The sequence below is a fragment of the Archangium primigenium genome (assembly GCF_016904885.1).
Lineage (GTDB): Bacteria > Myxococcota > Myxococcia > Myxococcales > Myxococcaceae > Cystobacter > Cystobacter primigenius.
Map to the genome: position 1 here is coordinate 85,393 of NZ_JADWYI010000001.1, position 23,776 is coordinate 109,168.

24 protein-coding genes are annotated in these 23,776 nt (G+C 71.2%); 14 read left to right on the forward strand and 10 right to left on the reverse strand.

Annotated features, from left to right (window positions below; translation table 11 throughout):
- Nucleotides 1-14 precede the first annotated feature (14 nt).
- The 5 genes from atpF to I3V78_RS00415 all read right to left on the reverse strand — a co-directional run bounded on the left by atpF (nucleotide 15) and on the right by I3V78_RS00415 (nucleotide 2,720).
- Nucleotides 15-551 carry a F0F1 ATP synthase subunit B gene (atpF, locus tag I3V78_RS00395; protein ID WP_204484334.1) on the reverse strand — a complete coding sequence of 179 codons (537 nt, stop codon included), beginning with the start codon at nucleotides 549-551 and terminating at the stop codon, nucleotides 15-17.
- Between the two features lie 114 nt (nucleotides 552-665).
- On the reverse strand, nucleotides 666-899 hold the full coding sequence (locus I3V78_RS00400) for an ATP synthase F0 subunit C (RefSeq protein WP_204484335.1): 234 nt from the start codon (nucleotides 897-899) through the stop codon (nucleotides 666-668).
- 119 nt (nucleotides 900-1,018) lie between these two features.
- Nucleotides 1,019-2,059, reverse strand: a complete 1,041-nt coding sequence (gene atpB / locus I3V78_RS00405; protein WP_204484336.1) for a F0F1 ATP synthase subunit A — start codon at nucleotides 2,057-2,059, stop codon at nucleotides 1,019-1,021.
- A complete protein-coding gene (locus I3V78_RS00410) occupies nucleotides 2,059-2,457 on the reverse strand; it encodes a hypothetical protein (RefSeq protein ID WP_204484337.1) in 399 nt (132 codons plus the stop codon). The genes atpB and I3V78_RS00410 overlap by 1 nt, the downstream gene beginning before the upstream one ends.
- Nucleotides 2,454-2,720 carry an AtpZ/AtpI family protein gene (locus tag I3V78_RS00415; protein WP_204484338.1) on the reverse strand — a complete coding sequence of 89 codons (267 nt, stop codon included), beginning with the start codon at nucleotides 2,718-2,720 and terminating at the stop codon, nucleotides 2,454-2,456. Before I3V78_RS00415 ends, I3V78_RS00410 begins: the two co-directional genes overlap by 4 nt.
- A gap of 209 nt (nucleotides 2,721-2,929) precedes the next feature.
- Between I3V78_RS00415 and I3V78_RS00420 the strand changes: the two genes are divergently transcribed.
- The 9 genes from I3V78_RS00420 to I3V78_RS00465 all read left to right on the forward strand — a co-directional run bounded on the left by I3V78_RS00420 (nucleotide 2,930) and on the right by I3V78_RS00465 (nucleotide 13,407).
- Nucleotides 2,930-4,993, forward strand: coding sequence for an ATP-binding protein (locus I3V78_RS00420; protein WP_204496332.1), 2,064 nt, complete (start codon nucleotides 2,930-2,932; stop codon nucleotides 4,991-4,993).
- Nucleotides 4,994-5,254: 261 nt separating this feature from the next.
- Nucleotides 5,255-6,247, forward strand: a complete 993-nt coding sequence (locus I3V78_RS00425) for a hypothetical protein (protein WP_338023434.1) — start codon at nucleotides 5,255-5,257, stop codon at nucleotides 6,245-6,247.
- Between the two features lie 14 nt (nucleotides 6,248-6,261).
- Nucleotides 6,262-7,671 (forward strand): hypothetical protein, encoded by a 1,410-nt coding sequence (locus tag I3V78_RS00430; protein ID WP_338023435.1) that lies wholly within the window; start codon nucleotides 6,262-6,264, stop codon nucleotides 7,669-7,671.
- Between the two features lie 64 nt (nucleotides 7,672-7,735).
- Entirely contained in the window at nucleotides 7,736-8,203 is a 468-nt protein-coding gene (locus I3V78_RS00435) for an ankyrin repeat domain-containing protein (RefSeq protein WP_204484340.1), read from the forward strand.
- Between the two features lie 295 nt (nucleotides 8,204-8,498).
- Nucleotides 8,499-10,175 (forward strand): ATP-binding cassette domain-containing protein, encoded by a 1,677-nt coding sequence (locus tag I3V78_RS38885; RefSeq protein ID WP_239576235.1) that lies wholly within the window; start codon nucleotides 8,499-8,501, stop codon nucleotides 10,173-10,175.
- Entirely contained in the window at nucleotides 10,081-10,815 is a 735-nt protein-coding gene (locus I3V78_RS00450) for an ABC transporter permease (protein ID WP_420840446.1), read from the forward strand. The genes I3V78_RS38885 and I3V78_RS00450 overlap by 95 nt, the downstream gene beginning before the upstream one ends.
- A gap of 36 nt (nucleotides 10,816-10,851) precedes the next feature.
- Nucleotides 10,852-11,838: an ABC transporter substrate-binding protein gene (locus I3V78_RS00455; protein ID WP_204484342.1), complete on the forward strand. Its 987-nt coding sequence runs from the start codon at nucleotides 10,852-10,854 to the stop codon at nucleotides 11,836-11,838.
- Between the two features lie 102 nt (nucleotides 11,839-11,940).
- On the forward strand, nucleotides 11,941-12,405 hold the full coding sequence (locus I3V78_RS00460) for a hypothetical protein (RefSeq protein WP_204484343.1): 465 nt from the start codon (nucleotides 11,941-11,943) through the stop codon (nucleotides 12,403-12,405).
- A 12-nt stretch (nucleotides 12,406-12,417) separates the two neighbouring features.
- Nucleotides 12,418-13,407: a ketopantoate reductase family protein gene (locus I3V78_RS00465; protein ID WP_204484344.1), complete on the forward strand. Its 990-nt coding sequence runs from the start codon at nucleotides 12,418-12,420 to the stop codon at nucleotides 13,405-13,407.
- A gap of 9 nt (nucleotides 13,408-13,416) precedes the next feature.
- Here I3V78_RS00465 and I3V78_RS00470 read toward each other — a convergent pair whose 3' ends face one another.
- Nucleotides 13,417-13,866: a hypothetical protein gene (locus I3V78_RS00470; protein WP_204484345.1), complete on the reverse strand. Its 450-nt coding sequence runs from the start codon at nucleotides 13,864-13,866 to the stop codon at nucleotides 13,417-13,419.
- Nucleotides 13,867-14,099: 233 nt separating this feature from the next.
- Here I3V78_RS00470 and I3V78_RS00475 point away from each other — a divergent pair, with 233 nt between their 5' ends.
- The 4 genes from I3V78_RS00475 (at nucleotide 14,100) to I3V78_RS00490 (ending at nucleotide 18,007) form a co-directional block, all read left to right on the forward strand.
- A complete protein-coding gene (locus tag I3V78_RS00475) occupies nucleotides 14,100-15,812 on the forward strand; it encodes a glutamine--tRNA ligase/YqeY domain fusion protein (protein ID WP_204484346.1) in 1,713 nt (570 codons plus the stop codon).
- Between the two features lie 122 nt (nucleotides 15,813-15,934).
- The gene (locus I3V78_RS00480) at nucleotides 15,935-16,192 is read left to right on the forward strand and encodes a hypothetical protein (RefSeq protein ID WP_204484347.1); all 258 of its coding nucleotides are present in this window, start codon (nucleotides 15,935-15,937) and stop codon (nucleotides 16,190-16,192) included.
- 136 nt (nucleotides 16,193-16,328) lie between these two features.
- Nucleotides 16,329-16,862 (forward strand): hypothetical protein, encoded by a 534-nt coding sequence (locus tag I3V78_RS00485; protein WP_204484348.1) that lies wholly within the window; start codon nucleotides 16,329-16,331, stop codon nucleotides 16,860-16,862.
- A 125-nt stretch (nucleotides 16,863-16,987) separates the two neighbouring features.
- Nucleotides 16,988-18,007, forward strand: coding sequence for an SDR family oxidoreductase (locus I3V78_RS00490; RefSeq protein ID WP_204484349.1), 1,020 nt, complete (start codon nucleotides 16,988-16,990; stop codon nucleotides 18,005-18,007).
- Nucleotides 18,008-18,033: 26 nt separating this feature from the next.
- On the opposite strand, the gene I3V78_RS00495 is transcribed toward I3V78_RS00490, so the two are convergent.
- The gene (locus tag I3V78_RS00495) at nucleotides 18,034-18,285 is read right to left on the reverse strand and encodes a hypothetical protein (RefSeq protein ID WP_204484350.1); all 252 of its coding nucleotides are present in this window, start codon (nucleotides 18,283-18,285) and stop codon (nucleotides 18,034-18,036) included.
- 95 nt (nucleotides 18,286-18,380) lie between these two features.
- Nucleotides 18,381-19,400, reverse strand: coding sequence for an aldo/keto reductase (locus tag I3V78_RS00500; RefSeq protein WP_204484351.1), 1,020 nt, complete (start codon nucleotides 19,398-19,400; stop codon nucleotides 18,381-18,383).
- A gap of 137 nt (nucleotides 19,401-19,537) precedes the next feature.
- Between I3V78_RS00500 and I3V78_RS00505 the strand changes: the two genes are divergently transcribed.
- Entirely contained in the window at nucleotides 19,538-20,707 is a 1,170-nt protein-coding gene (locus I3V78_RS00505) for a zinc-dependent alcohol dehydrogenase (protein WP_204484352.1), read from the forward strand.
- Nucleotides 20,708-20,710: 3 nt separating this feature from the next.
- Here the strand turns inward: I3V78_RS00505 and I3V78_RS00510 are convergent, their stop codons facing one another.
- A complete protein-coding gene (locus I3V78_RS00510) occupies nucleotides 20,711-22,543 on the reverse strand; it encodes a hypothetical protein (RefSeq protein ID WP_204484353.1) in 1,833 nt (610 codons plus the stop codon).
- A gap of 62 nt (nucleotides 22,544-22,605) precedes the next feature.
- Nucleotides 22,606-23,766, reverse strand: a complete 1,161-nt coding sequence (locus tag I3V78_RS00515) for a bifunctional methionine sulfoxide reductase B/A protein (protein ID WP_204484354.1) — start codon at nucleotides 23,764-23,766, stop codon at nucleotides 22,606-22,608.
- Between the last annotated feature and the right edge of the window lie 10 nt (nucleotides 23,767-23,776).

A 23,776-nucleotide genomic window follows, 5' to 3' on the forward strand; every position in this document is an offset into this window, starting at 1 on the left:
CCTCTAATCTCGAATTACGAGCGGCGCTCGGCGCCGGCCTTGACGGGCAGGTCACGCACGAACTGCTCGGCCAGGGCGCGGTGCTTGGTGTCGTCCAGACGCTCGCTGAGCAGCTTGCCGGCCACTTCCACGGCCAGGTCCACGGTCATGGCCTTCACCTGGGCGATGGCCTTGGCCTTCTGCTCCTCGATCTCGCGCTGGGCGGACGCCTTGAACTCGTCGGCCTCCTTGCGGCTCTTGGCCATGAGCTCCTCGCGGAACTTCTCCACTTCCTGCTGGTTGCGGCGCAAGAGCTCCTGGGCCTCGCGGCGGGCCTCGGCGATGGCCGTCTTCTGCTCGGCGAGCAGCTTCTCGGCCTCGACGCGCTCACGCTTGGCGGCCTCGATGGAGCTGGTGATCTGCTTCTCGCGCTCCTCGACCACGGCGAGGATGGGGCCCCACGCCTTCCAGCGCAGGACGAAGGCCACGAGGAGGAAGGTGACGAGGGTCCAGAAGATGAGGCCCGGGCGGACCTCCACGATGCTGGCGGCGAGAACGTTGGGCAGGAGCATGGCGGCCTTGGGGTGCGACGGCGTCAGGTGACAGCGGGTTCCACGGGGACTGCGGGGCGGGCGCCCCCCGCCACGGAAGCGGGCGGGCGCCGACCGGACTGCGTGAAGCCAGCCTCAGGCCTTGGTGGCCAGGAGGATGCAGACCACGAGCGCGAACAGCGTGGCGCCTTCGATGAGGGCCGCGGCGATGATCATCGTGGTGCGGATGTCGCCGGCGGCGGCGGGCTGACGGCCCGTGGCGTCCATGGCGGCGGCGGCCAGCTTGCCGATGCCGAGACCGGCACCGATGATGGAGAGGCCAGCGCCGATACCGGCGGCGAGGAAGGCGAGCGCGAGGTTGCTGAGCATGGGAGTTCCGTCTTCTTTCTTCGGGGGGAGGACCCACTTGTGGGGGGGTCGCGTGTTGGCCCTTTGGGACGACCTCCGGCGGCCTTTCGAACCGCCGGGTACCTACACAAATCGCTGACTCAGTGGTGCGCGCGGCCGTGGTCGTGGCTGTGCGCCGGGTCGGCGTGGTGGTCATCGTGGTGGTGGGCCATGGCCACCCCCATGCCGATGAACAGCGCCGAGAGCATGGTGAAGACGTACGCCTGCACAAAGGCCACGAACAGCTCCAGCAGGTAGATGCCCATGGCGAAGGGCACGCTGACGAGCGCCACGGCGGGGTTGCGCAGCATGAAGATGAGGCCGAGCAGGAAGAAGATGACGATGTGGCCCGCCAGCATGTTGGCGAACAGACGCATCGTGAGGGCGAAGGGCTTGGTGAACAGGCCCAGGATTTCCACCGGAACCATGATGGGCCAGAGCCAGGGGGCCACGCCGCCGGTCAGGTGCCCCAGGTAGCCGCCCAGGCCCGCGGCGCGGATGCCGGCCACCTGGGTGAGGATGAACGTGCAGAGCGCCAGCGACAGCGTGACGGCGATGTTCGCGGTGGCCGTGGCCATCCAGGGAAACAGGCCCAGCAGGTTCATGAAGAGGATGAAGAAGAACGCGGTGAGCAGGTAGGGCGTGTAGCGCGGGCCCTCCTCCTTGCCAATGTTCTTGATGGCCAGCTCGTCGCGCACGAACAGCACGAGCATCTCGAAGAGGTTGGCCGCCGTGCCCCGGGGCACGAGCTTGGACTTGTCGCGGTTGCTGAACATGAGCAGCGAGCCCACGAGCAGGAGCGCCGCCAGCCACATCATCACCGTGTGCTTGGAGATGGACAGGTCCAGGCACCCCTCGCCCCAGCCGGGCACCACCTTGCCGTGGCCACCGGCCACCTCGCGCGGCTCGCACGAGGCGCCCGCGCGGATGGGGATGCCGAACTGGGGCAGGTGCACGACCGCGTGGTCGTTGCTGCCGGGAATCTCGATCTCGTACTCGGGCGAGTCCGTGACGTGGTGGAGGATGTAGCCCGCCACGTCCTGCTCCTGCTGCTCCAGGGCGGTGGCGCCATCGCCGTGCCCATCGTCGGCGAACGCCACGCTCGCCATCAGCCCGACGAGAAGACCCATTGCCTTGCGCATCACTCGCCTCCGCGCGCCGCATGCCGCGACGCGGCCATCACATAGCCCAGTTCAACCGACTGAAGAACGAGGTAGGTGCCGAAGAACCCCGCGACGAACGCCAGCGCGTCCAGGTCCCGCCGCACCACCCACATCAAACCCAGCGCCACGCCCACCGCCCGCATCCCGAACACCAGCGCCACGACCTTGAGCGCGCCATTCAGGTCCCGCCGCACCGCCCGTCGTTTGAGCCCCAACCCCACCGCCCCCGTCACCACCGCCAGCGCCACCGCGCTCAGCGCCACCGCGCGCGACGCCTCGGTGTCCGGCAGCCACGCCGCCAGGCCCAGCGCCACCCCCGACCCCACCGCCGCCAGCCCCGCGTACGTGCGGAACGTGCCCTCGCCGCCCGCGCTCACCGCCGCCCCTTCCGCCCCAACCGGCTCATCTCCCGGAGAAACCCGTAGAACCCCGCGGAGATCCCCGCCACGCTCAACCCCACCAGCAACCAGGGCGTCGTCCCCAACCGCTTGTCGAGGAAGTAGCCGCCCAGCGCGCCCACCACCGCCCCACCCACCAGCTTCCACACCGCCGAGATGTACGGCTCGGCCGCGCGCATCTGCTGGGCCGTCTCCGACAACTCACGGCCCTTGTCGTCTTCCCCGGGCTCCTTGTCCGCCATCGCCTCGACCAGCCTCGGGAAACCACGGGTTCGCCCCGCCCACCCCACCCCACCGTCCTGACACGCGGGCGCCGCTTAGCACTGAACGCGCGCACCGCGCAACACGCACGCTCGAGCCCCCCCCGCGCCAGTAGGACGGCAAATGTCTCGCCCAAGCGCAAGGCCCGAGACTTCCCTCCGCTCCCTGGGAGTGGCATCGTCTGTGGGTGATGACGCGCGAGACGGCCCGGGGGGGCCCGTACCAGCATCTCGACGGCCTGCCCTTCGCCCTGGCCGTGATCCGCGACAGCCGCATCGTCCATGCCAACCCGGCCCTGCTCACGCTGTTGGGCGTGGAGCCCGCGGAGGTGCTGGGCACGCCCCTCGTCCACCTCCTGGAGGGACGCGAGCCCCAGGCCCTCCCCCAGGAGACGGTGTGGCGGACCCCTCGGGGCGCGCTGCCCGTGGAATTGACCCTCTCGGAGTCCGGGGGGGACCTCTATGTCCTGGTGCGCGATGCGTCCGGGCGCGTGTGCCAGCGCCAGTTGCTCCAGCGGCTGGCGGCCCTGGGCGCCTCGCTCATCCGCCTGCACTCCGAGGACGCGGTGCTCCGCCACGCCTTCCAGGGGCTCGCCGAGCTGCGGATTCCCCACGGCTATCTGGTGCCCGAGGGGGAGCGGGTGCGGCTGGCGCACGTGGACGTGGGGGGCGGGGCCGCGCCCCTCGTCGCGCCCTCCGGCGACTGGTGCGACCTGCTGCGCGACGCCTGGCGCGAGGGGCTCGCCTATCAGGAATTGCCGTCGGGCGATGGGGGGGTGCTCGGACCGGACTGGGCCGCCCTGGCGGGCCCCCCGACCCGGGGCGGGGGCGTGCCACGCGCCCTGTGCCTGCGCATCGAGACGGACGGTGCGCCCCGGGCCCTGCTCGCGCTCCGCTCGGAGCGGGTGGGCGAGGATGACCTGGCCCCGTGGCGCATGTTCGCCGCCCAGGTGTCCGCCGCGCTCGACGCCGCGCGCACCATTGGCACCCTGTGGCGGCGCAACACCGCCCTCAGCTCGCTCAACCGCCTGGCCGCGGCGGCCGCCACCGCGCTCAAGCCCCAGGACCTCTTCGAGCCCGGAGGGCGGGAGGTGGCCTCGCTCATGGGCAGCCGCACGGTCATCCTGCTCTTGCGCGCCGAGGGCGCCGACGCCCTGGAGCTCGCCTGGCACCAGGGCGTGAGCCCCGGGGCGGAGCACCGCTTCCAGCGCATCGCCCACGCGGGCAGCATGTCCGCGCGGGTGATGGAGGAGGGCGTGCCCCGGGTGGTGGACGTGGCGGAGTTCGCCGATCCGGTCCGCTCGTTCCTGCGCGCGTCGGGCCAGGTCTGCGTGGTGCTCGTGCCCCTGCAGGTGCGCTCCCACATGGTGGGCACCATCGCCCTGGCCTTCGACGCGCCGCGGGTGCTGACCGACCTGGAGCGCGAGACGCTGCAGGCCATGGGGGCGCACTTCGCCGCCACCATCGAAACCCACCGGCTGCTGCGCGAGCTGCGCGAGCGCGCCGAGGAGCTCACGCGCCTGCACTCGGAGCTCGCGGACACCCAGCGGCAGCTCGTGGAGCGCGAGCGCCTGGCGGCCCTCGGCGAGCTGTCCGCGGTGGTGGCCCACGAGGTGCGCAACCCCCTGGGCGCCATCTTCAACGCCCTGGCCACCCTGCGCCGCTTCCAGGAGCCCGCCAGCCCCGCGCTCACCCTGGTGGGCATCCTCTCGGAGGAGGCGCACCGGCTCAACCGGCTGGTGGATGATCTGCTCGACTTCGCCCGGCCCTCCAGCCCCCAGCCCCAGCCCGTGCCCCTGCCGCCCCTGCTGGAGGAGGCCGTGAACACGGCCACGGTGGGACAACCCGGCCTCCGGGTGGAGTGGGCGCTCGAGCCCGACGTGCCCCCCCTGCCCGTGGACGCGCGGATGATGCGGCAGGTCTTCCTCAACCTCGCGCTCAACGCCGTGCAGGCCATGCCCCAGGGCGGCACGCTGCGCATCCACGCCCGGCGCTGCCAGGGTCAGCCCGGCGCCACGGTGGAATTCACCGACACCGGCCCCGGTGTCCCCCCGGGCCTGCACGAGCGGCTCTTCGAGCCCTTCTTCACCACCAAGGCCACGGGCACCGGCCTGGGGCTCGCCATCGTCCGGCGCACCCTGCGCGCCCACGGGGGCAACATCTCCATCGAGTCACCCCCCGCCGGCGGCGCCACCTTCCGCGTGCAGTTGCCGCTCGAGCTCCCCTCCATGCCCTCCCGCCCGCCCCCCAGGTAGACGCGTCCGCCGGACTCCGTTGGCCGGGAGTCAATTGCCGCGTCTTGTCAAGACATTCCAGGGACGGTCGCTGGTTTTCGGCGGGAGGGCCGGGTAGAAGAAAGAAGCCCTCCCAGGTCTTCCGGACTGTCCGGTGTGAACGGCGCGCGTCCGCGCCGCCCGGGAAAGAAGGAGCGCACCACCCCGGGCGCGGGGCGATCGAGTCCCACGCCCACCCTGAAAGGTGTCGGGATGCGTCATCTGCTCGCAGGGACTGTCGCTGTGTCCGCGCTGGTATGGGCGGGAAACGCCGCCGCCGCCGAGGGGTGTGGGTCGACCTCCGCGGGCTGGAATGCCCCCAATGGCGCGGTGGTGTTCAACCGGGGGCTCGGCCCCATCCGCCCGGTGATGGATGCGATTGGCGAGTACCGCACCCACTCCATGCTCTCGCACGGGCCCGGCGGCAGCATGACCCACGCCACCCTGGCCACGCCCACCCAGACGGACTGGCCGGGCGTGTGCACCAAGCCCATCAATGGCAATCACTTGCAGTACGGCTACCCGGGCCTGCAGCAGGTCAACCAGGGCGGCGCCTACAGCTCCCTCTATTCGGAGGGCGGCGTCGAGTGGACGGGCTGGCAGCAGGGCAACCCCACCCAGGCGGCGCTGATCGGCGACTCCATCTGGTACAACCACCCCTTCGTCACGGATCGCTCGCGCGCCGACTACGGGCAGACCCTGGATCGGCCCCTGTGGCACAGCATGCGGGTCAACTACTCGCTCTTCCAGTACCGTGACCTGGAGAGCGTGCACCACATGCCCGGGGACGCGGCGAACAACGGCATGGTGTGCTCCACCTTCCTCGCCTACGCGCACAACTACGCGGGCCGGGGCTACGTGTCGCCCTACACCTACTCGCACGCGCAGATCGCCAACGCCTCCAACGCGCTCTACGCGGGCGTCTACAACCAGTGCAAGGCCTCGCTCGGCTGGTTCATCAACGCGGCGCTCACCGTGGCCTGCCCCTTCTACAACGTGTGCGGCAACGCCGGAAACCAGGTGGCCAACTGCATGTCCACCAACTCGTGCAACAACTCCAGTGACTCGCCCTGGAAGAGCGTGCGCGACAACCCCTCCACCACCGCCACCTCCATCAGCCCGGACCGCATCGGCGGCTGGGGCGTGCACTCCATGCACAACACCGTCTGGGGGCCGGACTTCTCGCACCAGCTCCAATGGAACTCGGGTGGCAACGTCTACGGCTGCTGGCAGTGATCCAGGGACCGCCCGTGACGACGCCCGCCTCGACGACGCCTCCCGCTGACTCCCGCCGCCGTCGCCGGGCCTGGCTGCTGCCGCCGCTGCTCGGCGCGGTCGCGGCCTGGCTCTTCTTCCGCTCCGACGCCCCCGCCGAGGGCCCCGCGCCCCAGGCGCTCGCCCAGGCCGCGCCGCCCCGCGAGGGCGCGCCCGCGACCCTCTCGGCCCCGCCCCCGCCGGGCACCGCGAGCGAGGCCCCGCCCGACACGCCCCGGGCCGCCGAGCCCATCGTGGACGAGGTGCGCGTGGAGAAGCCGGAGGTGTGCTCGGGCGAGGACAACCTCATCACCGTGCGCGCCCACACGCCGGACGGCAACGACGCGTACCTGCACTACACGGTGGGCGACGGCACCGGCCAGCGCATCCCCGTGCGCGTGTGGCGCAACGACGCGGATGGCTCCTACGAGCTGCCGCGCGTCACCGTGTTCACCCGCGACAACGTGTCCGTCACCGTGCCCGTGCCCGCCTACCGGGTGAAGGACTGCGAGCCCGAGCGGCTCGTGCACGTGATGTCGCGGCGGCAGTCCAACACCGACGCGGACTTCGAGTTCCTCGCCCAGGTGGTGGACAAGCCCGTGGCGCCCGGCCAGCCCCGGCCCCCGCCCTTCGTGCCCGTGCGCTACGTGTGGACGTTCGACGACGCGGCGACCCAGACGACCTCCGGGCCCCTGGTGTCGCACACGCTCGCGAGCGGCGCGGGCACCACGAGCCTGTACGACCAGCACCTGGTGCGCGTGGACGTGTACGACGCCGCGGGCCGCAAGGAGACGGGCCGCAGCTCGCTGCAACTGCTCAACACGTCCTTCGAGAACTTCGCCCAGAAGGGCATCGTCACCCTGCTGGCGCAGGGCACGCCGCGCTTCCCCGTGCTCGACGCGGACGGCGTGGTGCGGCAGACCTTCCGCCTCACCCACCACTTCCAGGGCCCGGTGCGCCTCACCCGCGTGAGCGCCATCCGCGCCTTCCAGGGCACCGAGCACGGTCCGCCTCCGCCCGAGCAAGTGGACCCGGCGAGCCTGCCCGTGGGCGAGGTGCCCCCCGGCCAGGGCGTCGAGGTGAAGATCGCCTTCGACACCCGCGCCGAGCCGGACGTGTTCGCCATCACCTACGCGCTGGAGGGCCAGAGCGCCGACGGCCACCCCGCCCGGGGCACCTTCTCCGTCATGCGGCCACCGCCCCGCCCCACCCGGGACAACAGCACCGCGGTGCTCGAGCCCGTGCTGCTCGCGAAGATCAAGCGCGCGCGCGAGCTGTTGCACCAGGAGTTCGTCACCGACGAGGACATCTTCCGGCTGGAGCGCGAGGGCCGCCTCCAGGACCTGAAGGTCGAGCCGGCCCCGCCCGCGCCCACCGGCGCCCCGCCGCGCAACCCCGCCCGCTGACCGCCCGCTCCCCCATGGCGCGCGCTCCGGGAACGCGCCATGCTCCGCGACCAGGAGGCGGTTGATGACCTTGTTCGATGCCGTTCGCGCCGGAGACCTCGAACGCCTGGAGGCGCTGCTCGCGGGCGGCGCCGATCCCAATCCCTTCGACGCCGAGGGCCGCACCCCGCTGGCCCTCGCCGCCGAGCAGGGAGAGGAAGCGCTCGTGAATGCCCTGCTCGCCCGGGGCGCGGACCCTGGTCTGCCCGACCGCCTGGGCGAGGTGCCCCTGCTCAAGGCGGCGGCGCATGGCCACGGCCGGGTCGCCGCCCTGCTCTACCCTCGCGCCTCGCGGGACGAGCAGGAGATGGCGCGCGCCCTGCTCCAGGTGGGAACGGATTTCTTCACCCAGTCCCGCGCCGCGCCCACCGCGGCCCCCGGCCTGGGCCACCGCCTCGCCACGGCGGGCGCCTACGTGGCGGGAAAGCTGGGCGGCAGCACCGAGCGGCTCGAGCGGATGCAGCGCGCGGAGAAGAACAACAAGAAGTCCTGACCCCAGGCGTCCAGCCGCGTCCCCGGAGGCCCTCCCCGCCTCCGGGTCGATGCGCGACGCCCGCGTGTGGGACGGGAGCGAGGAAGGAAGCGCTCCAGAACGGTCCAACGGTCCGCCACTCCACACATCTCCACCCCGGTGGCGCCCTCCTTGCACCACCACCCCTGCCCAAAAAGGCGGGAAGTCGCAATTTGCGGCACTTCGCCTGCCTTGGCGCTTGAAGGCCAAAGACACACATTTGGGGAGCCTCACCCCACCCATGGGGACAGGGGAGAAGAAAGGAAGGAGAGCGACCATGCAAGGGAGCCCAACGAGTCTGTGGACGCCAGGGGACGCGCTCGCTTCCGAGAAGGAGACGTCCGAGGCGACTTCTTTTCCCTCCCTGGCGCATTTCATTCAGCGCCTGCGGCAGGCGCATGCGGTGGGCGGCGTGGCGGCACTGGCCCAGGTGATGCGGCGGGGGCGGCTGGAGGCGCGCCACGTGGAGCCCTACGCGCTCAAGCCCACGGGCCGCTACACGCGCACGCTCGTCTACCGGGACGAGGATCTGGAGATCATCGTCATGGGCTGGGGCCGGGGCTCGTGCTCGCCCATCCACGGCCATGACGGTCAGGACTGCGTGCTGAGTGTCATCGCCGGCGAGCTGGAGGTCAGCGACTACCGGCTCGTGGCGGGCGGGCGGGCGCCCGGTCCCGCCGTCATCGAGCACGAGGGGGCGCCCTACCGCCTGCCCCCGGGCACGGTGGCCCACAACACCGTGGACCAGGAACTCCACGCGGTGCGCCCCGCCGGGCGCGGCACCGCCATCTCGCTGCATGTCTATTCACGGCCCATCGACACGTGTCTCTCCTATGACCTTCAGAACTCGCGCTGTGAAACCCGCGTCCTCCGCTACGACCGCGTCATGACGCCCACGCCTCCCGCCGCCGAGCCGACGCGTCCCTCCACGGCCTCCCGTCCGGCGCCCCGGCGCTTCGGGCGCTTCTGGCGCACGCTCTTCCGGAGCATGCGGCGGGTGAAGGAGACGGTGAAGGAGACGCTCGTGCCCGCGCGCGTGGACGAGCAGTCGGCGAAGATCGCCGTCAAGCGCATGGAGCACCGCTACGCCAACAAGGTCGTGGCGCTCCAGGACGTCAACCTCAACATCCGCTCGGGGGAGTTCGTCTGTCTCTTGGGCCCGTCCGGGTGTGGCAAGTCCACGCTGCTCTACGCGCTGGCCGGCCACATCCACCCCACCGGCGGCCACGTGCGCCTGGACGGGCGGGAGATCCAAGGACCCGGTCCGGACCGGCTGCTCATGTTCCAGGAGGCGGCGCTCTACCCCTGGCTCTCCGTGCGGCAGAACCTGGAGTTCGTGCTCGCCGCGCGGGGGCTGTCGCGCAAGGAGCGCGCCGAGCGGACCCGCCGCTTCCTGCACTACGTGCACCTGGACGGCTTCGAGGACGTCATGCCCCACGAGCTGTCGGGCGGCATGAAGATGCGCACGGCGCTCGCCCGGGCCCTGGCGGTGGACTCGCAGGTGCTGCTCATGGACGAGCCCTTCGGCTCCTTGGATGCCCAGACGCGCCAGCACATGCACGAGCTCCTGCAGCGCATCTGGCTGGAGACCCACAAGACCATCGTGTTCGTCACCCACGACGTCACCGAGGCCCTGGTGCTGGCCAACCGCGTGGTGGTGATGGCGCCCCGGCCCGGCCGCATCCTGCGCGACTTCGAGGTCCGGCTGCCCATGCCGCGCGGGCCGGATGACATGGAACTGGTGGGCCTGGCGCGGCAGATCCGCACCATGCTCCACGAGAGTGAGTCCCTCGAGGGGTCCGGCACACCGGGCGAGGACGGAGCACATGACGAAGGCATGGCACCTGGGTCAGAAGCTGTTGGTGCTCGTGGGCCTGCTGGGCGCCTGGGCACTGTTCGCGCGATTCGGCCCCTGGCCCCATCACCTGTTTCCGGGACCGAGGGTGGTCGCTGAGAGCCTCTGGGGGATGATGCGCGACGGGCGGCTGGGGGAGGCGCTCCTCCTGTCGCTGCGCCGGCTGGCCCAGGGCTATGGCCTGTCGGTGTTCATCGGCGTGCCCCTGGGGCTCGCCATGGGCCGCGCGGCGGTGCTGCGCCGCGCGCTGCGCCCCATCGTGGTGGGACTGCAGGCCCTGCCCTCCATCTGCTGGCTGCCCCTGGCGCTCCTGTGGTTCGGCCTCACCGAGACGTCCATCATCTTCGTGGTGGTGATGGGCTCGGTGCTCGCCATCGCCATCGCGGTGGAGGACGGGGTGATGGGGGTGGACCCGCTGCTCTTGCGCATGTCGGCCACCTACGGCGTGCGCGGCCCCCGGCTGTTCTACGGGGTGCTCTTGCCCGCGGCCCTGCCCGGCATCGTCACCGGCCTCAAGCTCGGGTGGAGCTTCGCCTGGCGCGCGCTCATGGCGGGCGAGCTGCTGTACGTGTCCGGCGGCCTCGGCCAGCTGCTCACCATGGGCCGGGAGCTCATGGAGATTCCCCAGGTGATGGCGGTGATGGTGTGCATCATCGCCGTGGGCACCTTCATCGATCGCGTCCTGTTTCAGACGGTGGAGCTGCGGATCCGCCGACGCTGGGGCCTGGCGACGGGCTGAGCGTGCTCTGGTGGCGGGGGAGTGGAGGGACGGGTCATGCGCGCTGGATTGTTGGGAGTGGGCCTCGCGGTGCTGTGTGGGTTGGTGGTCGGCTGCAAGAAGGAGCCGGCCGGGGGCGAGGCGGGGGCGCTGCGGCTGGGCTTCTTCCCCAACATCACCCATGCCCAGGCGCTGGTGGGCCACGACTCGGGGGACTTCACGCGGGCCGTGCCCGGCCTCACGACGAAGATGTTCAACGCGGGCCCCGCCGCCATGGAGGCGCTCACCGCGGGCTCGCTCGACGCGACGTACGTGGGCACGGGCCCCGCCATCAACACCTTCCTCAAGGCGGGCAAGCAGCTGCGCATCATCGCCGCCGCGGTGGACTCGGGCGCGGTGCTGGTGACCAAGACGGCGCGCTCGCCCGCGGAGCTCAAGGGCAAGACGCTCGCCACGCCCCAGCTCGGCAACACCCAGGACATCGCCCTGCGCCACTGGCTCGGACAGCAGGGCCTCAAGCCCGGCCAGGACGTCACCGTCACGCCCTTGAGCAACCCGGACATCCTCGGCCTGTTCCTCAACGGCAAGCTCGAGGGCGCGTGGGTGCCCGAGCCCTGGGGCGCGCGCATGGTGGCCGAGGGGGGCGGCCACATCCTCGTGGACGAGCGGGACCTCTGGCCCCAGCGCCGCTTCCACACCACCGTGCTCGTCACCACGCGCGAGGCCCTGGAGAAGCAGCGCGAGCCCCTCAAGAAGCTCCTGCGCGTGCACGTGGCCCTCACCCGCGAGTGGCAGCAGCACCCCGACACCTTCGTGCCCCGCGTCAACGCCGCCTTCGCCAAGACGGCCGGCCGCCCCATCGCCAACGCCGTGCTCCACGATGCCTTCTCGCGCCTGGAGCCCGCCCTCCAGGTGATGCCCGAGCAGCTCAAGCAGGCCGCGGACCACGCACGCCAGCTCGGCTTCATCTCCAGCTCCGACCTGTCGGGCCTCGTGGACACCAGCCTGCTCAACGAGGTGCTGCGCGAAGACCCCGCGCCCTGAATCCATACATGTGGGTCCAGGTCCTCCCAGGAAAATGAGGAAGTCCCGAGCGAAGGCCCCACCGGCTCGGTTAGAATGGCGGGCGGTTCAGCCCCTGCCCTCATGATTCCTTCGCGCACCGTCACCTTCGACGACAGCCTGCACCCCCTGCTCCTCATCCGCTACGACGGGCGGGCCTCGAATGCCCACCTGTCCGAAGCGCTCGCGCAGCGCAGCCGCTACCTCGCGCGCGGCGAGCGGCACGTGCTCGTGCACGACATGCGCCGGGCGAGCGTCACGTGTTCCTCCGAGCAGCGGCGCATGCAGACGGACTGGCTCCGGGCCCATGACGCCCAGTTGCGCGCGTGCATGATGGGCGTCGTCTTCGTCACCGACTCGGCGGCGCTGCGGCTGCTGTTGAGCATCATGCACCACGTGCAGCCCATGCCCATGCCCCACGTGCTGCTGCCCACCCTGGCCGACGCGGTGGACTGGAGCACGGACCAGCTGCGGCACTTCGGCTTCACGATCGACGCCGAGGCGGCGCTCGCCCACTTCGATGAGCCCCCCGCGCGACGCATCGCGTGACATGCTGGGCGCATGACGACTGAACAACCGCGCGTCCTCCTGGTGGGCGCGGGGGCCGTGGGACAGGTCTTCGGCCATTACCTGCAGGCGGCCGGCTGCGCCGTGACCTTCTTCGTGAAGCCGAAGTACGCCGCCGAGGCCCAGAAGGGCTTCGCGCTGTACGAATTGACGATCCGCGAGCGCGCGCCCGCCCCCCGCCCCCTGAGCGGCGTGGGCGTGCTCACCTCCGAGCGCGAGGTCCAGAAGACGCGCTGGGACCAGGTCTGGCTGTGCATGTCCTCCACCGCCCTGCGCGCGGGGGACTGGGTGAAGAAGCTCGCGGCGAGCACCGGCGACGCCACCTGGGTGATGCTCCAGCCCGCCCTCGACGATCGCGAGTGGCTGTCGCAGTGGGTGCCGCCCGAGCGACTGCTCACCGGGATGATTCCCTTCCTCGCCTTCCAGGCGCCCCTGACGCCCGGGGACGCGCTGGCCGGGCCGGGCACGGCGTTCTGGATGCCGCCCCTCACCAAGGGCCTCCTGAGCGGCACCCGTGAGCGGCTCTGGCCCGTGCTCTCCGCGCTGCGCGCCGGGGGCTACCCGGCCCAGGAGGACCCCGACGTGACGCGCGCCGTGTCCGTGCCCAGCGCGGTGCTCTGCGCCCTGATGCTCGGACTGGAGACCCAGGGGTGGAGCTTCGAGCGCCTGCTCCAGCCCGAGCCCCTGGCGCGCACCCTGGGCGCCGCGCGGGAGGCGGCGCGGATCGCCGAGTGGGCTACCGGGGCGTCCTCCGCCTCCGTCCAGGCCCTGCTCAAGCCCTTCGTGCTCAAGTCCGCGCTGGCCGTGGCCACCCGCCTGGCCCCGGTGGACCTGGAGGCCTTCTTCCGGGCCCACTTCACCAAGGTGAACGATCAGACCCGCTTGATGGCGCGCACCTACATCGACATGGGCCGCGGCGCGAACCTGGACACGCGCCAGCTCCAGGCCTTGCTCCCCCAGGACGCCCCCCGCGCCCCACGGTGAGCCCGGCCGTCAGTGCCGGTCATACAGGAAGTCACGCGCCGGGGCCTCGCGCCGGGAGAACAACGCGTAGAACGAGGGCAGGCCGTGCTCCTCGCCCTCGACGATGCGCTTGAACACCTTGCCCACCGGGTTGCAGTAGCGCTCGGGGCCCAGTCGGATCAGCAGGGGGAAGCCCGTCACCCCCTCCATGGACGTGCCCTCGGTCCGACACCACCCGGCCCCGGCGTGCCGCACGAACACCTCGCCCACGTAGCACCCGATGGCGAAGAGCACCTCGGCCACCTGCTCGGCCGGCACCCCCTCGTGCCGCAGCCGCCCGAGCAGCGCGTCCAGGGGCAGCAGGCTCTCCACGGAGTAGTCCAGCTCCAGGTCGTGCAGGAGCAGGGCCGCGCAGACGCACAGGGCGGCGTGTTTGGGCGCGGCTTCGGGCGTGGGGGGGTATTTGAGCCTCAATTGCATGGGCCGGAACTCCTGCGTGGGGGGAGGACGGAACGATGACACGCCCCCGCCACCGTCGCGACCGCCCCCCGGTACGAGACCCGGGGGTCCTCCGGGGTGGGCTCCCCCGAGGACACCACCCGGCCGCCCGCCCTCCCGCCCGCCCGGAATCTCCCCCCGGGCCCGGATGATTCTCTTTCGTTCCCCCCGTCTTTTGGGCGAGTGTGGGCCCTCTAGAGGAGACCCGTTTCCATATGGCCGAGACCGAGACCAAGCCCGTCCACTTCATCCGTCAGATCATCGCGGAGGACAACCAGTCCGGAAAGTTCGGCGGAAGTGTGCGCACCCGCTTTCCTCCCGAGCCCAACGGCTACCTGCACATCGGACATGCCAAGAGCATCCACCTCAATTACGGCATGGCGGTGGAGCACGGCGGCCAGTTCCACATGCGCTTCGACGACACCAACCCGTCGAAGGAAGAGCAGGAGTACGTCGACTCCATCCTCCGGGACGTGAAGTGGGTGGGCGCGGACTGGGGCGATCGGCTCTTCTTCGCCTCGGACTACTTCGAGCAGATGTACGCCTACGCCGAGCAGCTCATCCAGAAGGGCAAGGCGTTCGTGTGCGACCTGAACGCCGAGCAGATGCGCGAGCACCGCGGCACGCTCACCGAGCCCGGCCGCGACAGCCCCTTCCGCGAGCGGAGCGTGGAGGAGAACCTGGACCTGTTCCGGCGCATGCGCGCGGGCGAGTTTCCCGACGGCGCGCGCACCCTGCGGGCGAAGATCGACATGGCGTCGCCCAACTTCAACCTGCGCGACCCGGTGCTCTACCGCATCATCCACGCCCACCACCACCGCCAGGGCGACAAATGGTGCATCTATCCCATGTATGACTGGGCGCACGGCATCGAGGACTCGATCGAGCGCATCACCCACTCGCTGTGCACGCTCGAGTTCGAGAACCACCGGCCGCTCTATGACTGGTTCCTCGATCAGCTGGGCGTCTACCACCCGCAGCAGATCGAGTTCTCGCGGCTCAACCTCACCTACACGGTGATGAGCAAGCGCAAGCTGTTGGAGCTGGTCCAGGGCAAGCACGTGCGCGGCTGGGACGACCCGCGCATGCCCACGCTGTCCGGCCTGCGCCGGCGCGGCTGCACCCCCGAGGCCCTGCGCGCCTTCTGCGAGGACGTGGGCGTCACCAAGTTCGACGCCAGCATCGACGTGGGCCGGCTGGAGAACGCGATGCGCGACGACCTCAACCGCCGCTCGCCGCGCCGGCTCGCCGTGCTGCGCCCGCTCAAGCTCATCATCGAGAACTTCCCCGAGGGCCAGGTGGAGATGCTCGACGCGGTGAACAACCCGGAGGACCCGTCCGCGGGCTCGCGCCAGATGCCCTTCTCGCGCGAGCTGTACATCGAGCAGGACGACTTCATGGAGAACCCGCCCAAGAAGTTCTTCCGGCTCGCACCCGGGCAGGAGGTGCGGCTGCGCTTCGCCTTCTTCGTCAAGTGCACGGGGGTGGAGAAGGACGCCGCGGGCAACATCACCGCGGTGCGCGCCACGTATGACCCCGCCACGCGCGGCGGCGAGTCGCCGGATGGGCGCAAGGTGAAGGCCACCATCCACTGGGTGTCCGCCGCGCACGCCGTGGACGCGGAGGTGCGGCTGTTCGATCGGCTCTTCAACGTGGCCGAGCCGGACCGCACGCCCAAGGATCCCAAGCTGGCCGCGACCTTCAACTACAAGCAGAACCTCAACCCGAACTCGTTGGAAGTCCTCCGCGCCAAGATGGAGCCGGCCCTGGGCGCGGCGCAGGCGGACGAGCGCTTCCAGTTCGAGCGCCTGGGCTACTTCTGCGTGGACGCGGACACGAAGCCGGGCGCGCCCGTGTTCAACCGCACGGTGACGCTCAAGGACACCTGGGCCAAGGAGCAGGCCAAGGACAGCAAGGGCGCCAGCTAGACCTGGCGCGGTGATGTACCCCGGGGCGCGGTGCGCGCGCCGCCGGGGTCCCGCCGGGGCGCTGCGTGCCCGCGTGGGATGGCTCGTGATTCACCCTTCCCGTCGTCCGAGTGCCCGCCCTCATGTCCCAGGATCCCCCGCCGTACCGCACCGAGTTCAGCAACCTGGCGCGGATGCAGGTCGTCGCCCTGCCCAGCCTGCCGCACATGTACCTGGTGCACACCCTGGAAGGACTGGCCCAACGCGCCGCGAAGGAGCCCGAACTCACGCCCACGAAGGGACACCTCACGTTCCACGAGGCGCGCTATGGCTTCACCTACGAAGTGGACCACGCCCAGCGCAGCATCCTCGTGACAGGCGTGAGCAGTCTCCCGGCGTGACTTCGCGTGAACTACTGCAGTGGGACAACCCATCTGCAGGGTGGAGGAAGAAGCGCATTGGCGTCGTGAACTGGGCGCTCGATGGCACGTTCTCCATCGTCCGGACGCCCACCCCTGCCCGGCCGAGGGACCTTCCGTGAACGTCAAAGACATCGCTCTCGCCTCGCTTCTCGCGCTCACCGGATGCGGCCTGTTCGTGCGACAGGGTCCACCGCTGATTCCGCTCGAGGATGATCCCTCCGTCGTCTTCCCGCCCTTCTTCGACCGTGTTCCCACCGAAGTCGGCGCCTCGGGCGGCATCACCCTCGTGGATGGCGAGGCCCTGCGCGCCCTCCAGATCGCCGCCAACGACTTCCTTCCGCCCGACTCCGCGGACGTGCCATGTGCCCTGAAGAAAGAGGCCCAGAGCTACCGCATCCTCCGACAGGGCGACGTCTTCTTCATCTCCATCTCCGAGAACCCGGCCCACTGCGGTCGTGAGTCCCCCGCCCTCGACTCGGGCGCGCGATATGCCATCCGCCGAGACGGCCGCATTCTTCGCCGCCGCCTGGATGGGCAACCCGAGTTCCCGCGTGAGCCCTCGACCGACTCCGACGGCACCTGGACTCCCGCCGAGCCGGGCGTGTCCGCACCCCTCGAGGAACACCCGCCAGCACCCGACGCGGGCTGACGTCCTCCCGTGCACAATCTCGCGTCGTCGGGTTCCCGCTCGCCGACACTGGGCCCGCGACACCATGGCGTGAGTCACTGGCGGGAGCATCCTGGGCGTCTTTCCCCCACCCAGGAACCCGCACCATGACGAAGAAAGACTCGGACATCCTCTCGCGACGCCAGGCCGTGGGTGGTCTGCTCACCGGCGTCGCGGTCGCCACCGTCGCCTCCCCCGCCGCCGCCCAGCCCGCGCCGGACGCGGGGGTCCCCGCCGCCGCCCAGGCCACTCCGCCGCCCGCCGTTCCGGACCATCCCCGCCCGCCCTTCCCCGCTCAACAACAGCCCTGGCCGGGTCTCGCCAGCAAGATGGACCCGCGCCCGGATCACGGTGAGAAGAGCTACGTCGGTTCGGGCCGCCTGCGCGGACGCAAGGCGCTCATCACCGGCGGGGACTCCGGCATCGGTCGCGCCGCCGCCATCGCCTACGCGCGCGAGGGCGCCGACGTCGCCATCAGCTACCTGCCCGCCGAGGAGCCGGATGCCAAGGAGGTCGTCGCCCTCATCCGCGCCGAGGGCCGCAAGGCCGTCGCCCTCCCGGGGGACATCCGCACCGAGGCCTTCTGCAAGAAGCTGGTGGCCTCGGCCGTGGCCCAGCTCGGCGGCCTGGACATCCTGGTCAACAACGCCGCCCGCCAGAAGCCCCACGCCTCCATCCTCGACCTGAGCGCCGAGGACTTCGACTGGACCATCAAGACCAACCTCTACGCGATGTTCTGGATCACCAAGGCGGCTGTGCCCCACCTGCCCGCCGGCGCGGCCATCATCAACACCGCCTCGGTGCAGGGCTATGCCCCCTCGCCCCAGTTGCTCGACTACGCCACCACCAAGGGCGCCATCGTGACGTTCTCCAAGGCCCTGGCCAAACAGCTCGCGGACAAGAACATCCGCGTGAACGCCGTGGCCCCCGGGCCCTTCTGGACGCCGTTGCAACCCAGCGGGGGACAGTTCCCGGACAAGCTGCCCGGGTTCGGCCAGGACACGCCGCTGGGCCGCCCGGGCCAGCCCGTGGAGCTCGCCTCCGTCTACGTGCTGCTCGCCTCCCACGAGGCGAGCTACATCACCGGGCAGGTGTACGGCGCGAGCGGCGGGGCCGGCAACCCCTGACCCGCGCCGAAAGGGCGCCCCGGGGCTCACGGCGACGGCGCGTGCTCCGCGTTGTCCACGACGCCCCGGGCGCCCTCGGCCTTGGCGCAGTGGGCGCAGCAGAAGAAGCGGCCCCCGGCCTCCACGCCGTGGCCCAACACCTTGCAGTCGCAGTGCTCGCAGATCGGCGCCAGCTTGTGTGCCGCGCACTCGAAGCAGTCGAAGGTGTGCGTCACCCCGGCGGTGATGACCTGGAACGCCATGCTGTACTCGTTGCCACAAACCTCGCAGGTGCCCATGACGACCTCCCGCGAGGAAGGTGGCACCGGGAGAAGCACCCGGCGAGCCCCCCTGTCCGGGCGACCAGCGAGCCGCCTGGCCGCCCGCCCTCGCGCTACTTCGACTCGGGGGCCCGGTTCTGGCTCTGCCGGGTCACCATCCAACCCGGGTACTCCGGCGACAGCTCGGAGGCCTTGTCCAGCGCGGCGAGCTGCTCGGCGGTGAGCTTCAGGGAGGGCGCCTGGAGGTTGTCCTCGAGCTGCTCGGCCGTCCGCGCGCCGATGATGATCGTCGTCACGTGCGCTTGGTGCAGCAGCCACGCCAGCGCCACCCGCGCCACCGAGGTGGCGTGGGCCCGGGCGATGCCATCCATCACGTCGATGATGGGCCAGGCCCGCTCGCGGTCCACCGGCGGGAAGTCGAACGACGTGCGGCGCGCGCCTTCCGGCCCCTGCGTGTCCCGGCGGAACTTGCCGCTCAGGAAGCCGCCGGCGAGCGGACTCCACACCATCAGGCCCACCTGCTGGTCCTTCATCAGGGGCACCAGTTCCCGCTCCAGGTCCCGGCCCGCGATGCTGTAGTAGGCCTGCAGCGACTCGAAGCGCGAGAGGCCCCGGTGCTCGCTGATGCCGAGCGCCTTCATCAACTGCCAGGCGGCGAGGTTGGACGCGCCCAGGTAGCGCACCTTGCCCTGGCGGACGAGGTCATCGAGCGCGCGCAGCGTCTCGTCCAGGGGCGTGACGGGATCGAAGCCGTGGATTTGATACAGGTCGATGTAGTCGGTGCCCAGCCGCTTCAAGCTCGCGTGCACCGAGTCCAGGATGTGTCCCCGCGACAGGCCCACCTCATTGACCCCCGGTCCCATGCGCCCGCGCACCTTGGTCGCCAGGACGATGTCCTTGCGCCGCTCGCCCAGCGCCTTGCCGAGCATCTGCTCGGACTGGCCATTGGAGTACACGTTCGCGGTGTCGAAGAAGTTGATGCCCGCGTCCAGGCAGCGGCCCACCAGGGCATCGGCCTCGGCCTGCCCCTGGTTGCCCACCACCTTGAACATTCCCTCCCCGCCAAACGTCATCGCGCCAAAACACAGCTCCGAGACATACAGGCCCGTGCGGCCCAGCATCCGGTAGTTCATGTGCGGTCCTCCCTCCCAACAACACGAAGGACAGACATAACAGGTCCACGATTGGCCGAGGAGCGAGCGGGCCCTCCCGATTCCCGGCGGTTGTCCGGGAGCGGAGGCCTCCCCAGCATTCTGGACAGGGAGGCCACATGCGCGCGCTGTGCTGGAATGGTGTCAACGATCTCCGGGTCGAGACCGTGCCGGACCCCGTCATCCTCCACCCCCAGGACGTCATCCTCCGGGTGACGATGTCCTCGGTGTGCGGCTCGGATCTGCACGTCATCGACGGGTACGTGCCGACGATGAAGCAGGGGGACATCCTCGGCCACGAGTTCATGGGGGAGGTCGTCGAGACCGGCGCCGAGGTGCACCGGGTGAAGAAGGGCGACCGGGTGGTGGTGCCGTCCTTCATCGGCTGCGGCGGGTGCTGGTACTGCGAGCACGACCTCTGGTCCCTGTGCGACCACACCAACCCGAAGCCCGAGGTGCAGCGCGAGGCGTTCGGATACGCCTCGGCGGGCATCTACGGCTACACCCATGCCTTCGGGGGCTACCCGGGCGCCCATGCGCAGTACGTGCGCGTGCCCTACGCCAACCACGGCTGCTTCCGCGTCCCCGAGGGGCTGCGCGACGAGCAGGTGCTCTTCCTGTCCGACGCCGCGCCCACGGCCTACATGGGCGCCGAGTTCTGCAACCTCCACGCGGGTGACGTGGTCGCGGTCTGGGGCGCGGGCGCCGTGGGGCTCCTGGCCATGCAGAGCGCGCGGCTGATGGGCGCCGAGCGCATCATCGCCATCGACCGCTTTCCCGAGCGACTGCGGCTGGCCCGGGAGAAGGCGGGCGCGGAGACCCTGGACTACACCCAGACCGACGACGTCCTGGAAGCCCTGCGCGAGCTGACGCGCGGACGCGGCCCCGACTCGTGCATCGACGCGGTGGGAATGGAGGCGCACGGCACCGGGCTCGAGGGGCTGTATGACCGGGCGAAGCAGGCGCTGCACCTGCACTCCGACCGCGGCCAGGCCCTGCGCCAGGCCATCCGCGCGTGCCGCAAGGGCGGCACCCTGTCCATCCTCGGCGTCTACGGGGTGATGGACGCGTTCCCCATCGGCGCCATCGTGACCAAGGGCCTCACGGTGCGCAGCGCCCTGCAGCATGGGCAGGCCTATGTGCCACGCCTGCTCGAGCACGTGCGGCGCGGGGAGCTGGATGCCTCCTACCTCGCCACGCACCGGATGTCGCTCGAGGAGGCCCCCCGCGGCTACGAGCTCTTCAAGAAGAAGGAGGAGGGCTGCATCCGCGCGGTGTTCACGCCCTGAGCGTCACGCACCCGTCCGGGGAAACACCTGGGCGCGCAGCCGCTCCGTGGCGCGGCGGCGGTGCGCGTCGCCGTCGTCCAGCAGCGTCGCCAGCGAGTGGTGGCGCAGCGCGGACAGCGGCTCGTTGCCTCGCGCCAAGGCCTCGGCCCGCGCCTGGGCCTCGTCCGCGAGCCGCCTCCGCGTGCGCCTGTCCGGCAGCCGGTCCTTGGGCAGGTACGCGGTGGCGCAGCGCCACAGCCCCAGGCCTTCCTCGGCCTGCCCCTCGCGGATGAGCGCCGCGAAGCGCTCGGTGAGCGCCTTCACGTCCAGCGCCAGTACCGCCGCCTTGCCTCCGGGACAGCGCGGGTCCTCCGTCGCGCTCAGGCCCTTGAGGCGCCACACCGGCCCCTGGTGACGCTCGTAGCGGGCCATCAGCCGCTCGTAGCGGCCCAGGTGGATGCTCGGCCCGTGCACGTCCATGAGGATTCCAGGCCCCTCGGACAGCAGGTAGTCCTCCATGGCCGCGGGGTTGTTCGCGTGGTGCGCCAGCGCGTAGTCCGCCAGGCCCGCCACGTCGATGATCTCCGCCTCGCGCAGCATCATGGCCTGTCCGCCCAGGTCCGGGAACGCCAGCAGCGGCCGCACCTGCCCCCAGGCCCGCGTCTGCTCGCGCACCGGCTTGAACAGCCCCGCGATGAACGAATAGGGCAGCTCCGGGTCCTTCTTGATGGCCGGCGCCCGCGCCACCGCCGCGCCCAGCGCCGGCAGGAGCACGCCCACGAGCCCCGCGCCGACGACCAGGTGCACGCCCCGCGCGGGCCACGTCCCGGCGCGCGCGGCCAGCCGCTCGGCCAGGGCCCGCGCGCCCGACACACCCACCGCCAGGGCCGCGCCCCACAGCGGCAGCACCGGCGCGAGGAAACGCCACTCGCGCATCCAGTCGCCCTTGGAGTTCCACGCGAAGAACACGCCGCACCCGGCGAAGAGCGCCACCAGCGCGCTCCGGCGCGGCCCGGCCCCGCCCCCCAGCGCCCCGAGCACGAGCCCCCCGAGCGCGAGGCCACTCAAGCGCCGGTACGTGGTGAAGAAGCCCGTGAGGTACTCGCGCGCGTGGAAGTCCCAGAAGCGCTTGGCGTAGTACGTGTTGGGCACGACGTCCGCGAAGTACCACCAGCGCAGCACGGCCCACCCGCCCACCAGCAGGAGCAACCACCCCGCGATTCGCGCCTCCTGACGGCCCGGCCACTGGCGCCACGCCGAGCGCCGCGCCATCCACACGACCCCCGCGGCCACGGTGAACAGCGCGCCCTCGGGCCGCGTGAGGCACAGGAGCCCCAGCGCCCAGCCCACGTGCGCGGAGCGGCCCGTGCGCAGCTCCCACAAGAGGAAGAGTCCGCTGAGCCCGAGCAGGAACGCCTCCAGGCCCGTCTCCATGCCGCTGGAGATCCAATACGCGTAGGTGGGGTTGAGCGCGACGACCCAGGGCCCGAGCGCGTCCTCCCAGCGCGGCGCCCGGTCCTCGCACGCCGGCCCCCACAGGGCGAAAACGGGCAGGGCCAGCACCCCGAAGAGGACACCCAGCCCATGGCCATACACCTCGTGCGACAGGCGCAGCGGGCCGCTGAGCCCGAGCAGCAGCGTCCACAGGAGGTTGGAGAAGCCCTCCACGGGCTGCGAGGCGGGGGTGACCCGGAAGCCCTCGCCCGCGAAGAAGGTGAGCCCGTAGGCGAGCGAGATGGCCGCGTCGTCCACCATGGGCACGGCGAGGTAGCCGCACAGGTGCACCAGCACGAGCATCGCGGCCACCACGAGCCCGCCCGTCACCCACGTCTCGGTCCGGTAGGAGGGAGCGTCCATGCCCCGTCGCGTCTATGTCAGCGGCCCCCGGGGTGTCCAGGGCGCTCCCCGTCCCGCCCCGCTCAGTCGCGCAGGTAGTGGCAGGTGTAGCCGTCCGGGTTCCGCACCAGGTAGTCCTGGTGGTAGCCCTCGGCCGGGGTGAACGGGCCCGCGGGGGTGATGGTCGTGACGACGGGACGCTTCCACTTGCCCGACGCGTCCACCCGGGCCTTCACCGCCTCGGCCGCCCGGCGCTGCGCGTCCGACAGGTAGAAGATGGCCGAGCGGTACTGCGTGCCCACGTCATTGCCCTGGCGGTTGAGCGTCGTGGGGTCGTGCATGCGGAAGAACCACTTCTCCAGCAGCGACTCGTACGTCAGCACCTTGGGATTGAAGACGACCCGCACCGCCTCCGCGTGTCCCGTCTTCCCCGTGTGCACGTCCTCGTAGGTGGGGTGCGCGAAGGCCTGGGTGCCGCCCGTGTAGCCCACCTCCGTCTCCACCACGCCGGGAATCTTGCGCAGCAGGTCCTCCATGCCCCAGAAGCACCCGCCGGCCAGGTACGCCGTCTCCGTCAGGGCGTCCTTGATGTTGGCGGCGGGAGGGGCCTTGGCCTCGGGCGCCGGGGCCGCGCGGCCGAACGCGGGCAGGAGGGCGCCGTAGCCCTGCGCGGCCAGCGCGTCCACGGGCACGAAGCGCAGGGACGCCGAGTTGATGCAATAGCGCAGCCCCGTGGGCTCGGGCCCGTCCTCGAAGACATGGCCCAGGTGCGAGTCGCCGTCCTTCGAGCGGACCTCCACGCGCGCCATGCCCAGGCTCACGTCCCGCTTCTCCACCACCCGGCGGGCGTCCACCGGCTTGGTGAAGCTCGGCCAGCCCGTGCCGGAGTCGAACTTGTCCCGCGAGGAGAAGAGCGGCTCGCCGCTGACCACGTCCACGTAGAGGCCCTCCTCGTGGTGGTTCCAGAAGGCGTTGCGGAAGGCGGGCTCGGTGCCTTCGTGCTGCGTCACCTGGTAGGCCTGGGGCGACAGGGCGCGGCGCAGCGCCTCGTCCGAGGGCTTCGTGTACCGCTCGCCCTCGACCGCCCGGGGCAGGGCGGCGGCCGCCTCGGCCCGCGCGGCGGGCGGAGCGCCCCGCGCATCGCTGCAGGCGCTCGACACCACGAGCAGGGCCAGGGCCAGGGGCCACAGCCAGGACACGCCCCCGGCGGGGGCGCGGAGAACAGCGGGGAGGGAGGACGGCATGGGGTCTCGG